9 protein-coding genes and 2 tRNA genes are annotated in these 15,412 nt (G+C 36.3%); 10 read left to right on the forward strand and 1 reads right to left on the reverse strand.

What is annotated here, in order from left to right; all coding sequences use genetic code 11:
- Positions 1–30 precede the first annotated feature (30 nt).
- The 8 genes from FP432_RS07220 (at position 31) to rpoC (ending at position 13,619) form a co-directional block, all read left to right on the forward strand.
- Positions 31–1,314: a hypothetical protein gene (locus tag FP432_RS07220; protein ID WP_265488653.1), complete on the forward strand. Its 1,284-nt coding sequence runs from the start codon at positions 31–33 to the stop codon at positions 1,312–1,314.
- Positions 1,315–1,403: 89 nt separating this feature from the next.
- Positions 1,404–1,475, forward strand: a tRNA-Gly gene (locus FP432_RS07225).
- Positions 1,476–1,519: 44 nt separating this feature from the next.
- A tRNA-Pro gene (locus FP432_RS07230) sits at positions 1,520–1,593 on the forward strand.
- A 191-nt stretch (positions 1,594–1,784) separates the two neighbouring features.
- Positions 1,785–3,131 carry an APC family permease gene (locus FP432_RS07235; protein WP_265488654.1) on the forward strand — a complete coding sequence of 449 codons (1,347 nt, stop codon included), beginning with the start codon at positions 1,785–1,787 and terminating at the stop codon, positions 3,129–3,131.
- Between the two features lie 107 nt (positions 3,132–3,238).
- Positions 3,239–3,475 (forward strand): hypothetical protein, encoded by a 237-nt coding sequence (locus FP432_RS07240; RefSeq protein ID WP_265488655.1) that lies wholly within the window; start codon positions 3,239–3,241, stop codon positions 3,473–3,475.
- Positions 3,476–3,623: 148 nt separating this feature from the next.
- Complete coding sequence (locus FP432_RS07245) at positions 3,624–6,101, forward strand: ATP-dependent Clp protease ATP-binding subunit (RefSeq protein ID WP_265488656.1); 2,478 nt, start codon at positions 3,624–3,626, stop codon at positions 6,099–6,101.
- A gap of 207 nt (positions 6,102–6,308) precedes the next feature.
- Positions 6,309–9,929, forward strand: coding sequence for a DNA-directed RNA polymerase subunit beta (locus FP432_RS07250; protein WP_265489618.1), 3,621 nt, complete (start codon positions 6,309–6,311; stop codon positions 9,927–9,929).
- Between the two features lie 18 nt (positions 9,930–9,947).
- Positions 9,948–13,619 (forward strand): DNA-directed RNA polymerase subunit beta', encoded by a 3,672-nt coding sequence (gene rpoC, locus FP432_RS07255; RefSeq protein WP_265488657.1) that lies wholly within the window; start codon positions 9,948–9,950, stop codon positions 13,617–13,619.
- 57 nt (positions 13,620–13,676) lie between these two features.
- On the opposite strand, the gene FP432_RS07260 is transcribed toward rpoC, so the two are convergent.
- Complete coding sequence (locus FP432_RS07260) at positions 13,677–14,339, reverse strand: A24 family peptidase (protein ID WP_265488658.1); 663 nt, start codon at positions 14,337–14,339, stop codon at positions 13,677–13,679.
- 166 nt (positions 14,340–14,505) lie between these two features.
- Between FP432_RS07260 and rpsL the strand changes: the two genes are divergently transcribed.
- Both rpsL and rpsG read left to right on the forward strand, forming a co-directional pair.
- Positions 14,506–14,913, forward strand: a complete 408-nt coding sequence (gene rpsL, locus FP432_RS07265; protein ID WP_117117417.1) for a 30S ribosomal protein S12 — start codon at positions 14,506–14,508, stop codon at positions 14,911–14,913.
- 15 nt (positions 14,914–14,928) lie between these two features.
- Positions 14,929–15,399, forward strand: a complete 471-nt coding sequence (gene rpsG / locus FP432_RS07270; RefSeq protein ID WP_265488659.1) for a 30S ribosomal protein S7 — start codon at positions 14,929–14,931, stop codon at positions 15,397–15,399.
- Positions 15,400–15,412 lie beyond the last annotated feature (13 nt).

Consider the following 15,412-nt stretch of genomic DNA (forward strand, 5'->3'; position numbering starts at 1 on the left):
CAATTGATACTTAGAAAATTGGTTCGACTAATGAAATATAAATATTTCGCATTAATAGATGATGTTGTGATAAAAAGTTCAGCATTATTTCCATACTTTTTATATGCAGTGGCTGTAGTCATTAAAGGCAATATAATTACTTTTGCGTGGCCTTTTATTTTGGGATATACTGCTGGACAAGTAGCTCCCTTTTTAATTGATGAAAAAATAGATAAAAACTGGCCTAAAAGTTATCGCACCCTATCTTTGGTTTCGTTAGTAGCTGTTTTTAGTGCTAGTGTAGGAATCTATTTAAGGTGGGAATGGTTAGCCAGTATTGGAGCAATGGGACTTAGCTTGAGTGTAACAGGCCTATCTAGTCTCAGTGATAATAAGCATTACAAAATTAATTTTAAGCGAATTGATACCTTTGCAGCTATTTTGGTAAGTATAAATCTGCTTATCTTAGGTTTTTTGGCTATCAAAATAAGTGTTGTAAGTGCATATATAGCTTATGCAGTTCTTTTATTAGCAGAAAGTATTGGTATTTTTAAGCACTATAAAATTGTTAAAACAAATATAAAATGGCATTTATTTAATACATCGACTAGGTCAGCAAAAGTAACTATTGCTGTATTTGTCGGTGTCTTTATTATTAGTATTTTCAAGCGTATTGGATATTTCTCCGATGTCAGTTGGTTTTTCCTTTTTATTTCAATTATTTATATTCTAGTTTTGCTTAATCAGTTTTTACATCAGAGATTTAAACTATTAAGAATCTGGATTGGCGCAGTGCGAAATTACCTAATAATTTTTACAATAATTTTAGCTTTTCAGATTCATCAGAATCTTTGGATATTTTTGATTTTTATAGAATTAGCTTTTGCAGGTATTTTTGTTAAATTTATTCAGAGGATATTAAATTACTGGTTACCGATTTATCAGTTCTATATCACAATGGCTCTTGTTGATATTTTGTTAGTTCTAATGGTGTATGATAAGTTCTATTTGCTTATTACTTGGATTATTTTGATTCTGCTTATTAATCTGACTGTGATTGCAAATCAAAAATTGCCGATTGTCAAAACTGGAATTAAATCTAAAATCAAAGTTCTTGGTGGCCTTATAAGTCAGGCAGTTTTATTTTCAGTTTTACAGTTAGTTGCTCAAATTAATTTGAAAAACCGTATTGCTTTAGTAACGCCTTATATTATGCATCAGCAGGATCTTAAGTACGGGTCGGAAATGATTTTGGTTAGAATAGTTATGGCTGCACTATTTATTTTAACTGGTATAGGTATAACCATTTATGATCATCGTCAATTAAAAAGATGATATGGAAATATAAATCTATAAATCTATCAATAAAAATAAAAAATATTTCTTGCAACTGAGCTATTTTCTGCTATACTGTTATTTGTACTGCGGAAGTAGTTCAGTGGTAGAACATCACCTTGCCATGGTGGGGGTCGCGGGTTCGAATCCCGTCTTCCGCTCTAGATAAAGAGATTCACGATGATGTGAATCTCTTTTTTATTTTCGGAAAATAGCTCAGTTTGGTAGAGCGCTACGTTCGGGACGTAGAGGTCGCAGGTTCAAATCCTGTTTTTCCGATTTATTGCAATGTATGTAGTACAGTTAAATTGTAATCAGCAAATTTAATAGATTATTTTTTATATAAAAGCACTACTTATTTTAGTAATAGGTAGTGCTTTTTTGAATATTTAATAAGTCAAAACTTTTGCAATTAATATAATAAACATTTATGGTAAAAGAGACGCAGAAAATAGAAAGAGGATGTAAAAATGGGAAAAAGTGTTGCTCCCACTAAAAAGCTATCATTTATCTCGATATTCTTTTTAGGGATTAATGCCATCATTGGCTCAGGGGCATTTTTACTACCAAAATATATTTATCATGATATGGATTTAATGAGTGTTGTTGTACTTTTATGTGCTGCTGTGACAGTAAGTATGATTGCACTTTGTTACGCTGATTTATCTAGTCGTTTTAGTGGATCAGGAGCAGCATGGCTTTATTCATATTATGCTTTCGGTAGATTTGCCGGTTATGAATTAGGGTTATTTACTTGGTTTTTAACTTGTTGTACTTATGCTGCTGAAGTTGTCGCCTTTGTTACAACTTTACGTAGTTTTGTTCCAGCATATAAAAATGATGCAGTATACTTTGGTACTGCGATTGGTTTGATTGTTTTATTCACTATTATTAACTTTTTCGGTAGAAAATTAGTTAAATTTGTGGACAACACTTCCTCAATTGCAAAACTTGGAGTTATCATTCTATTTATTGTAGTTGGTGTATTCTTTATGCACTGGTCTAACTTTAGTCCAGTAATGCCACATGCTGCTACTACTGGTGTAGGACCATTCTTTAAGCATTTTGGTGCTGCATTTAGTGAAGTGTTCTATCTCTTTACTGGATTTTCATTTATTCCTATTGCAGCTCGCCAAATGCAAAATCCAACTAAGAATATTCCCCGGGTATTAATTTCAGTTATGATTACTGTTACCATTCTTTATGCCTTAACAGTGCTAATTGGTATTGGTATTATTGGATCTAAGATGAGTGATTATACTGCTCCAATTGCTAATGCCTTTGGTAAAGCTGTAGGTGAATGGGGCTACATTGTAATTATTATTGGGATGCTCTTAAGTATTTTTGGTGTTGCATTTATTTCATCATTTAATGCTCCATCGCTTGTTGCTTCATTGGCTGAAGAACATAACTTAGTGCCACAATGGGTAGGTAAAAAGAACAAATATAATGCTCCTTGGATTGCTATTATCATGAGTGCAATTATTACAGCATTATTAATTACACAATCATATATTTTCTTAGTTTCATGTATTGTGCTTGCATCATTTGTTCAGTATGTGCCTTCAATTTTTGCGGTTATGAAGTTTAAGCATGATGGCAGATATCCAAACAAAGGCTTTAAACTACCTGGTGGTTACGTTATCCCGGTAATTGCATTACTGGTTTCTTGCTACTTAGTCTTTAATTTCACTTGGAAAACATTTTTTGTTGGAATTGGAGTTGCAGTAATTGCTGCGCTTTTGTACTTCTTCTCTGGACGTAAGAGAAAAGATCCGCATCCAGGAGTACCAGTTGCAAATGAAAATAATAAATAGTCATATATAACATTAATAAATTCTTATTTTCTCTTTTAATAATTACGTGATACGATTAAGTTAGACTCAGACGAGTCTTTTCCAATGCACCTGGAAGGAATGACATTATGAAAGAAAGAATTTATGTTGTAATGCATGCAAGTGTTAACAAAACTAATGAATCTAACAAGAATGGGGTTGTTGATATCTTGTTTGCATCAAAAGATTTTGAAAAGGCACGGGCTTATAAGGAGAATCTAGCTCCTTATGAAGTAGCTGCTATTTATCCTGTTGATCTTGATAAAAGCCTTAACTTAGCTCCTGAGAAGCCTGCGCTTTCAATTGATTGGACTGATCTCCAATAGAAAATATCCTGACTGTTTGGTCAGGATATTTTTATTGTTATAATTAATATAGAAATTATAATTTTACTTTTGGCTGCTTAAGTTTTACAATACATATCTACAATGTTATTCACTTATAAAAAGAAAGCAGTTATTAAGGCGGTGGAAAATGGAAAATTCTTATAGTAATAGTGCTAGAGATGTTTTAGACATCGCAAGAGAACAAGCACAAAATTTTAATCATCGTATTATTGGTACTGAACACGTCTTACTTGCGTTAGTAATTGAAGCAAATGGAGAAGCTGGTAAGATTTTACGTCAAAATGGTGCGACCCCTACAGTTTTACGAGAAGAGATTGAACGCTACACTGGATATGGTTCAAGTCCTAAGGCTAATTATGTAGAAATGTCACCTCGTTTAAATTTGGTATTGAATTATGCCAAACGCCGCGCAGAAAAGCTTGGTGATACACAAATTAAAACTAGCCATATTTTAATGGGATTACTTGCTAGCGAAAAAATTTTAGCAAGTTTAATTTTAAAAAATTTGGGACTAGATTCTGCCTACTTAATGGAACAACTAAAAAGAGTCGAAAATCAAACTGGTTCCAATAATATAAATAATAGTTTAGGAAATAGTTTGTCTAATTCAAATCAAACTGAAAATCAGTCAATGACTCCTAATCTAGATAAAGTAGCTGTTAATTTAAATAAGCGTGCTGAAGAAGGAGATATCGATCCTGTTATTGGTCGAGATAAAGAAGTAAAGCGTGTGATCCAGATTCTTTCTCGTAGAACTAAGAATAATCCTGTACTTGTGGGTGAACCGGGGGTCGGAAAGACCGCAGTTGCTCAAGGTATTGCCATGGCGATTATAAATGGGCAAGTACCTGAGAATTTACTTAATAAACGAGTAATGTCTTTAGATATGGGAAGTTTGATTGCTGGAACCAAGTATCGTGGTGAATTTGAAGATCGGATGAAGAAGATTTTAAATGAAGTTCATTTGGATGGAAATGTAATTCTGTTCGTTGATGAGATGCACACGCTGATTGGTGCTGGGGGAGCAGAAGGTGCGATTGATGCTTCCAATATCTTAAAACCTCCACTAGCTCGTGGTGATATTCAAATGATAGGTGCAACTACTTTTGATGAATATCAAAAATATATCGAAAAAGATCAAGCATTAGCGAGACGTTTTCAACAAGTAAAAATTGAAGAGCCAAATAGTCAGGAAGCACAAGAGATTTTATTGGGCTTGAGACCAAAATATGAAAATTATCATCATGTCACTATCACTGATGATGCAATTAAAGATGCAGTAGACCTGTCTGCAAGATATATCTCCAATCGCTATTTACCTGACAAGGCGATAGATTTAATCGATGAGGCAAGCGCTGCTGTCAAAATTGCAGTCAACCATGAGAAAAATCCACGTTTGACAAAATTAGAAGCTCAAATTCGTTCAGCCAGTCAAGAAAAAGAGCAGGCTGCAGAAAATCAAAATTTTGTTCAAGCAGCGCAGTTACAATCTAAAGAAGAAGAATTACAAGATAAATACAGTAAGCTGACCTCACAATTACAGGAAAAGACTTCACAAAAGGCTACTGTGAATAGTGATGAGATTGCCAAAATTGTAGCTCAATGGACTGGTGTACCGGTTACTCGAATGAAGAAGAGCGAAACGAAACGTCTTGCTCGTTTAGAAAGCTTGCTTCATGAAAGAGTAATTGGCCAAGAAGCAGCAATAAGTGCAGTAAGTAAGGCCATTCGTCGAAGCCGGAGTGGAATTAAGGATGAAAATCGACCAATTGGTTCTTTCTTATTCCTAGGTCCAACTGGTGTTGGTAAAACTGAATTAGCCAAAGCTGTTGCCGATTCAGTTTTTGGTTCAGAACAAAATATTATCCGTGTAGATATGTCAGAGTACATGGATCAAGTAGCTTCTAGCAAACTGATTGGTTCAGCACCAGGATATGTCGGTTATGAAGAAGGTGGACAACTTACTGAAGATGTTCGTCGTAATCCATATTCAGTAGTTTTGCTTGATGAAGTAGAAAAGGCTAACCCTGAAGTCTTTAATCTATTACTTCAAGTATTAGATGAAGGATTTTTAATTGACTCTAAGGGGAGAAAAGTCGACTTTAGAAATACGATTATCATTATGACTTCTAATTTAGGTTCACGTTCTATCCAAGAAGATAAGACCGTCGGGTTTGCTGCAGACTTAGCTGATCAAAATCGTCTTAATAAAGAAAGAGTTCAAGCAGCTACTAAGCAATTCTTTAGGCCAGAATTTCTTAACCGAATTGATGAGACCGTTGTCTTTGATAGTTTGAGTAAAGAAGAATTGCGCCAAATTGTTAGCTTGATGACTAAGAAGTTAGAGAATCGTTTAGCAAAACAAAATATTACTTTAAAGATTTCTCCATCAGCACTTGATGTACTAGCTAAGGATGGTTTCGATCCAGAGATGGGTGCTCGCCCATTAAGAAGAACAATTCAAACCGAATTAGAAGATCCAATTGCCGAAGATTTAATCAGTGGTAATGTATCTGCTGGTCAGACAATTAAAGTTGGCGCGCAAAAGGGCAAACTTAAATTAAAAATTGAAAAAGATACAGCCAAATCATTAGTTAAAAGCTAATACAATAGCTTTGACAAAATGTCAAGAATATAGTAAAATTATTTCTGTTTAAAAGGCTGAAACTCAGGATTTCACTGATCTATTGTCCAGTGAGATGATAAAACAAAAACGACTTATTAAGTTGTTTTTGTTTTTTTGTACCCAAAAATAGGCTTTTTGCAAAATGTAACACAAATGTAATATTAGGCTCTTTTTATGCAAGAAAGGATGTTTGCTGTGTTAGGACATACTGTAAACTACGGTAGCCATCGTACTAGACGTAGCTTCTCACGCATCAAAGAAGTGTTGAAGCTTCCTAATTTAACCGATGTGCAAACGCAATCTTACAAGTGGTTTCTAGATGAAGGTATTCGTGAAATGTTTGATGACATTATGCCAATTTCAGACTTTTCAGGAAAACTTTCTCTTGAGTTTGTTGATTACAAGCTTTTAAAACCTAAATATACCCTTGAAGAAGCACGTGATCATGATGCTAATTATGCTGCACCATTACACGTAACTTTGAAGTTAACTAACCATGAAACTGGTGAAATTAAAACTCAAGATGTCTTCTTTGGTGATTTCCCATTGATGACTGATTCTGGTACTTTCGTAATTAATGGTGCCGAAAGAGTTATTGTTTCTCAATTAGTGCGTTCACCTGGTGTATATTACAATTCAGATTTTGATAAGAATGGTCGTGCAATCTACGGCGCAACTGTAATTCCTAACCGTGGTGCTTGGCTTGAATATGAAACTGATGCCAAGAACTTAGCATACGTACGTATTGATAGAACCCGTAAACTTCCATTATCTATCTTAATTCGTGCTTTAGGATTTGGTTCTGATAGTGAAATCCTAGATATGTTTGGTGATATCGATTCACTTAAATTTACTTTAGATAAAGATTTACATAAGAATCCAGCTGATTCTAGAGTTGCAGAAGCATTAAAGGATATCTACGAAAGATTACGTCCTGGTGAACCTAAGACTACTGATTCATCTCGTTCACTTCTTTATGCTCGCTTCTTTGATCCAAGAAGATATGATTTAGCTCCTGTTGGTCGTTACAAGATCAATAAGAAGCTATCTTTGAAGAATCGTTTATTAAAGCAAACTTTAGCCGAAACTTTAGCAGATCCAGATACTGGTGAAATTATTGCTAAGAAGGGTACTGTTGTTACTCATGAAGTAATGGAAAAATTAAGTCCTTACTTAGATCGTGATGATTTCAAGATGGTAACTTATGAACCATCAGATGAAGCCGTTGTTCCTGAACCAATTACTGTTCAAGAAATTAAGGTTTACTCAAAGAATGATCCTGAAAAAGAAGTTAAGTTGATGTCAAATGGTCATATTGCTGATGATGTTAAACACTTAACTCCAGCTGATGTCTTAAGTTCAATTAATTATTTCTTTAACTTACAAGAAGGTATTGGTACTACTGATGATATCGACCACTTAGGTAACCGTCGTATTCGTCGTGTTGGTGAATTACTTCAAAATCAATTTAGAATTGGTTTAGCACGTATGGAACGTGTTGTTCGTGAAAGAATGTCAACTCAAGATATTGAAACTGTTACTCCACAACAATTAATCAATATCCGTCCGGTTGTTGCATCCGTGAAAGAATTCTTTGGTTCATCACAATTGTCACAATTCATGGACCAAAACAACCCATTGGGTGAGTTAACTCACAAACGTCGTATGTCAGCCTTAGGACCTGGTGGTTTGTCTCGTGATCGTGCCGGTTATGAAGTTCGTGATGTGCACTATACTCACTATGGTCGTCTTTGTCCGATTGAAACACCTGAAGGACCTAACATTGGTTTGATTAACTCATTGGCAACCTATGCCGTAGTTAACAAGTATGGTTTCATTGAAACTCCATACCGTCGCGTTTCTTGGACTGATCACAAAGTTACAGATAAGATTGATTACTTAACTGCTGACGAAGAAGATAACTACATTATTGCCAGTGCCAACTCTCCACTTAATGAAGATGGCTCATTTAAGGATGATATTATTTTGGCACGTCATAAGGAAGATAACGTCGAAGTATCACCTGATAAAGTGGACTACATGGATGTTATTCCTAAGCAAGTAGTTTCTGTAACTTCTGCATGTATCCCATTCCTTGAAAACGATGACTCAAACCGTGCTTTGATGGGAGCTAACCACCAACGTCAAGCTGTTCCTTTAATTAATCCACATGCACCACTTGTTGGTACGGGTATGGAATATCGTGCTGCTCACGATTCTGGGGATGCTCTTTTAGCTAAAGCTCCTGGTGTAGTTGAATACGTTGACGCAAATGAAATCAGAGTAAGACGTGATGACAAGACTTTAGATACTTATATTCTTGAAAAATACCGTCGTTCAAACGCAACTAAGAACTACAACCAAACTCCAAATGTAAATAAGGGTGATAAGGTTGTAGCTGGTGAAGTTATTGCAGATGGTCCAGCAATGGATAAAGGTGAATTATCTGTTGGTCAAAACCCAATTATTGCCTTTACTACTTGGGACATGTACAACTTCGAAGATGCCGTTATGATTTCAGAAAAATTGGTTAAGGATGATGTTTATACTTCAATCCATATCGAAGACTATGAATCTGAAGCTCGTGATACTAAGTTAGGACCTGAAGAAATTACTCGTGAAATTCCTAACGTAGGTGAAGATGCCCTTAAGGATCTTGACGAAGAAGGTATCGTACGTATCGGTGCTGAAGTTAAAGATGGTGACATTTTGGTTGGTAAGGTAACTCCTAAAGGAGTAACTGAATTATCAGCCGAAGAACGTTTACTTCACGCAATCTTTGGTGAAAAGGCTCGTGAAGTTCGTGATACTTCTCTCCGTGTACCACATGGTGGTGGCGGAATTGTCCAAAACGTACAAGTCTTCACTCGTGAAGCTGGAGATGAATTAGCTCCTGGTGTAAATAAGATGGTTCGTGTTTACATCGTTCAAAAACGTAAGATCCAAGTTGGTGATAAGGTCTCTGGACGTCACGGAAACAAGGGTACTATTGCCTTGGTTTGTCCTGAAGAAGATATGCCTTACTTACCAGATGGTCGTCCAGTTGACATTTGCTTGAACCCAATGGGTGTGCCTTCACGTATGAATATTGGACAGGTTCTTGAATTACACTTAGGTATGGCTGCAAAACACTTAGGTATTCACGTAGCAACTCCAGTATTCGATGGTGCTACTGAAGATGACATGTGGGACTTAGTTCGTGAAGCTGGTTTAGGTAAAGATGGTAAGACAGTTCTTTACGATGGACGTACCGGTGAACCATTCCATAACAGAGTTTCTGTTGGGGTTATGTACTACTTGAAGTTAACTCACATGGTAGACGACAAGATCCACGCACGTTCAATTGGGCCTTACTCATTGGTTACTCAACAACCACTTGGTGGTAAAGCACAATTTGGTGGACAGCGTTTTGGTGAAATGGAAGTTTGGGCTCTTGAAGCTTACGGTGCAGCTTACACTCTCCAAGAAATCTTGACTTACAAGTCTGATGACGTTGTTGGTCGTGTAAAAGCATACGAAGCAATTGTTAAGGGCGAAAAGATTCCAAAACCTGGTGTACCAGAATCATTTAGAGTTTTAGTAAAAGAACTCCAATCTCTTGGTTTAGACATTAATGTGTTAGATTTGAACCATCAAGAAGTAGATCTTCGTGATATGGAAGATGCAAATGAACATCTTAATATTGATACATTATCTAAGATGGCTGAACAACAAGAAAAGAAGAAGTTAGCCGAAGAAGCTGCCAAAAATGAAGAACAAGCTCATTCTGTAGTAGATTCTTCGTCAGATGACAAGCTTTCTAATTAATTAACAGGAGGTTAAACTTTGATTGACGTAAATAAGTTTGAAAGTATGCAAATAGGTTTAGCATCTCCAAACAAGATCAGAAGCTGGTCTTATGGTGAAGTTAAGAAACCTGAAACTATTAATTATCGTACTTTGAAACCAGAAAAAGACGGTCTTTTTGACGAAAGAATTTTTGGACCAACTAAGGATTACGCTTGTGCTTGTGGTAAGTACAAAGGCGTTCGTTATCGTGGTATTGTCTGTGACCGTTGTGGTGTTGAGGTAACTTCTTCTAAAGTTAGAAGAGAAAGAATGGGCCACATTGAATTGGCTGCCCCAGTATCACATATCTGGTACTTCAAAGGTATTCCATCACGTATGGGATTGATATTGGATGTATCACCTCGTTCACTTGAAGAAGTAATTTATTTTGCTGCTTACATTGTGATTGATGCTGGTGATACAGACCTTGAAGATAAGCAACTTTTAACTGAAGTTGAATATCGTGATTATAAGGCCAAATATGGCAATCGCTTCGAAGCTAAAATGGGTGCAGAAGCAATCAAGGAACTCTTAGAAAGAGTCGACATTGATAAAGAGGTTACTGCTCTTAAAGAAGAATTAAAGAGTGCAACTGGTCAAAAGAGAACTAGAGCTATTAGACGTCTGGATATCTTAGATGCATTTAAGACTTCTGGTAATAAGCCAGAATGGATGATTATGGATTGTATTCCAGTTATTCCACCTGACTTACGTCCTATGGTTCAACTTGATGGGGGTCGTTTTGCGACTTCAGATTTAAATGATTTATACAGACGTGTAATTAACAGAAATAACCGTTTGAAGAGATTATTAGACCTAAATGCACCTCGAATCATTGTTCAAAATGAAAAGAGAATGCTACAAGAAGCCGTAGATGCGTTGATTGATAATGGTCGTCGTGGTCGTCCAGTTGTTGGACCAGGTAACCGTCCACTTAAGTCACTTTCTCACATGTTAAAAGGTAAGCAAGGTCGTTTCCGTCAAAACTTACTTGGTAAACGTGTTGACTACTCTGGTCGTTCAGTTATTGATGTTTCACCAAAATTAAAGTTCTATCAATGTGGTGTTCCTCGCCCAATGGCGCTTGAATTATTCAAACCATTTGTAATTAATGAATTAGTTAAGCGTGAATTAGCTTCAAATATTAAGAATGCTACTCGTAAGATTGATCGTGAAGACGATGAAGTATGGGATGTTTTAGAAGACGTTATCAAAGAGAGACCGGTTCTTTTAAACCGTGCACCTACTCTTCACCGTTTGGGTATTCAAGCATTTGAACCGGTACTTGTACCAGGTAAGTCTATTAGACTTCACCCATTAGCTTGTGAAGCTTACAATGCCGACTTTGATGGGGACCAAATGGCTATTCACGTTCCATTATCAGATGAAGCTGTAGCAGAATCACGTTTACTTATGCTTGCTGCACACCACATCTTAGCTCCTAGAGATGGTAAGCCAGTTGTAACTCCATCACAGGATATCGTGTTGGGTAACTATTGGTTAACCCAGTCTGAGCGTGGACGTGAAGGTGAAGGAATGATTTTTGATTCACCAGAAGAAGCAGCAATTGCATATGCAAATGGCGATATTCACTACCACACTAGAATTGGATTAGCAGCTGATTCAATGCCTGAAAAGACTTGGCCAAAGGGTTATGAACATGGTATTTTTGTAACTACTTATGGTAAGTTAGTCTTTAACCAAATCTTGCCTGAAGATTTCTTCTACATTAATGATCCAACTCAAGAAAACTTAACTCATCCACTTGATGAAAAATACTTCTTACAACCAGGTGAAGATATTCACGAAAAATTGGATAATATGAAGTTAGGGGATGCCTTCAAGAAGGGATTCTTGTCGGATATCATTGCTCAAATCTACAAGATTTACAAAGTTCAAAGAACTTCAGATTTATTAGATGATATTAAAGAATTAGGTTTCACTGTATGTACCTACTCAGGTTTAACTATCGGTGTTGAAGATATTCCTACTATTACTGATAAAGATGATATCGTAGCCGAAGCACGTAAGAAGGTTGATGTTGTGTCTAAGCAATATCGCCGTGGTTTGATTACTGATGAAGAAAGACACGATCGCGTAATTAGCATTTGGAATAGTTGTAAAGATACTGTGCAAGAAGAAATTGCTGATATTCACGCACCACGTAACCCAATCACTGTCATGGCTGATTCTGGTGCACGTGGTAACATTTCAAACTTTACTCAATTAGCTGGTATGCGTGGACTTATGGCCGCTCCTAACGGCGGAATGATGGAAATTCCTGTTACATCAAACTTCCGTGAAGGTCTATCAGTTCTAGAAATGTTCATGTCAACACACGGTGCTCGTAAAGGAATGACCGATACCGCCTTGAAGACTGCTAACTCAGGTTACTTAACTCGTCGTTTAGTTGATGTTGCACAAGACGTTATTATTCGTGAAGAAGATTGTGGTACTGATCGTGGTATTACGGTTAAAGCTATCACTGAAGGTGATGAAATGATCGAACCACTCTTTGATCGTTTGGTTGGTCGTTACACATTGAAGAGTGTGGTAAATCCTCAAACTGGTGAAGTTATTTGTCCAGCAGATGTGATGATGGATGAAGACATGGCTCACAAGATTGTAGATGCTGGTGTAACTGAAGTTACTATTCGTTCTGTCTTCACTTGTAACACACCACACGGTGTATGTAAGAAATGTTATGGTATGAACCTTGCTACTGGTGAAGATGTTGAAGTTGGTGAAGCAGTAGGTACTGTTGCTGCTCAATCAATTGGTGAACCAGGTACTCAGCTTACTATGCGTAACTTCCACAACGGTGGGGTTGCCGGTGGTGCTGACATCACCCAAGGTCTTCCTCGTGTTCAAGAATTGTTTGAAGCACGTAACCCTAAAGGTCGTGCGACAATTTCTGAAGTTAGTGGTGAAGTTACTTCTATTGAAGAAGATCCAGCAGAACACTCACGTCAAATCACTGTTCAAGGTCAAACTGATACTCGTACTTACGATGTGCCTTATACTGCATCTGTAGCAGTTAGCGAAGGTGACCACGTTGAACGTGGTGATCGTTTGACTATTGGTTCAGTTGATCCTAAGGAATTAATTCGTGTTTGTGATTCATTAACTACTGAAAAATACATTTTGAATGAAATTCAAAAAGCCTACAGAATGCAGGGTGTAGAAGTTGCTGATAAGCATGCCGAAGTAATTACTCGTCAAATGTTACAAAAAGTTCGTATTCTTGATCCAGGTGAAACTGATCTCTTACCAGGTGAATTAATGGATATTGGTGACTTTAAGGAACGTAACAAGGAAGTTATTATTTCCGGTGGTATTCCAGCGACTGCTCAAAGTGTAATTCTTGGTATTACTAAGGCTGCCCTTGAAACTAACAGTTTCTTATCAGCTGCTTCATTCCAAGAAACTACTCGTATCCTTACTGATGCTTCAATTAGAGGTAAGGAGGATCCACTTCTTGGACTTAAGGAAAATGTTATCATTGGTAAGATTATTCCTGCTGGTACTGGTATGGCAGTTTACCGTGAAATGGAACCTAAAGTTGATGTTCCTGATGAAAACTTAAAAGATGCCAAAAAAGATTCAGTCTATTCTATAGCTGATATTGAAAAGAAATTAGCTGCTGAAAGCAATGACAGTAAGGACTAATTTGTTTACTAATAATACATTGTGTAAAAAAACCGTTCCTATGGAACGGTTTTTTTACTAAATTAAAATATAACTAATAAAAATAAAGGGTAAAAATGGTTGGTAATCGTTGTTTCTATTAAATATATAAAAAAGCAAGAATAAGATTGAAGCCATAAGGAGAACATGTAGTCCAAAAATCTGTCCTTTATACAAAGAAATTAAAATAAAGAATAGGGTATCACCGATGCCAAATGTATTTTTTAAATTCATGTAGCTCATTATTAAAATGAGAAAAATTAATAGAATCCAATTAGTAAATGAAAAATAGTGAACGGCTGATTCAGGAGAACCAACTGCAATAATTGTAGGAAGTAGTAAGATAATTGTTTCAAATTCTAAAAAGAAATAATCAAAAATCGCTGCTAATAGAAAGAAAAACAGAAAAATAGCACTAATATAACCAGTTCTAGAAAAAGGAAAAATATTGTAGAATGCTATTCCACTGATTATTTCGATAAAGAAACTATATAAAGGAATTGGTTCATTGCAATGAGTGCAGCGGCCACGTTTACATAGGTATGAAATAATAGGAATTTGATCTAATAATGTTAAAGGAAATTGGCAACTGTCACATCGAGATAAAGAATTAATAAACGATTTATCATTATTTCGTTGAACAATTACAAGCGCATGAGAACCAAGAGCTGCACCAATAAAAAAATTAAAAATCATCATCATAACAAAACCTCCATAAATTATTACGAAAAAAGTTGGAATTTTGTTTACTTAATATTGACGCTAAAGTTTATTCGAGGTAAACTAACACTCGTGCATATAAATATGATATCCGTGAGGTTAAAAAGAAACTCCCGGATGTGTGAACAAAAATTAGGAGGAAAATTTAATGCCAACTATTAACCAATTGGTTAGAAAAGGCCGTCACTCAAAGACGACTAAGTCAAAGTCACCAGCTTTGAACTATGCTTACAACAGCATGAAGAAAGAAATGAATTATAACCCAGCTCCTCAAATGCGTGGAGTTGCAACTCGTGTAGGTACTATGACACCTAAGAAACCTAACTCAGCTTTACGTAAGTATGCTCGTGTGCGTCTTTCAAACATGGTTGAAGTTACTGCTTACATTCCTGGTATTGGTCACAACTTACAAGAACACTCAGTTGTTTTAATTCGTGGTGGTCGTGTTAAGGACCTTCCTGGTGTTCGTTACCACATTGTTCGTGGTGCTTTGGATACTGCAGGTGTAGATGGTAGAAAGCAATCTCGTTCTAAATACGGTGCAAAGAAGGACTAAGAGGAGGAATAACGAATGCCTAGAAAAGGTAAAGTTGCTAAAAGAGAAGTTTTAGCAGATCCAGTATATAACTCTAAGTTGGTTACTAAGTTGATCAACCACTTAATGATTGATGGTAAGAAAGCAAAAGCTTCATCAATTCTTTACGATTCATTTGATATCATCAAAGACAAGACTGGTAAGGAACCAGTTGAGGTATTTGAAGAAGCTATGAATAATGTAATGCCAGTTTTGGAAGTTAAAGCTCGCCGTATCGGTGGTTCTAACTACCAAATCCCAGTTGAAGTTCGTCCAGAAAGAAGAACTACTCTTGGTTTAAGATGGATCGTTTCATACGCTCGTTTACGTAACGAACATACTATGGACGAACGTCTTGCAAATGAAATTATGGATGCAGCAAATAACACTGGTTCTGCAGTTAAGAGACGTGAAGATGTCCACAAGATGGCAGAAGCTAACCGTGCATTTGCTCACTACCGCTTCTAATCGTTAGTTTACA

Origin of the sequence: Lactobacillus sp. PV034 (assembly GCF_014522305.1) — a bacterium.
In the GTDB taxonomy this organism is placed as follows: domain Bacteria; phylum Bacillota; class Bacilli; order Lactobacillales; family Lactobacillaceae; genus Lactobacillus.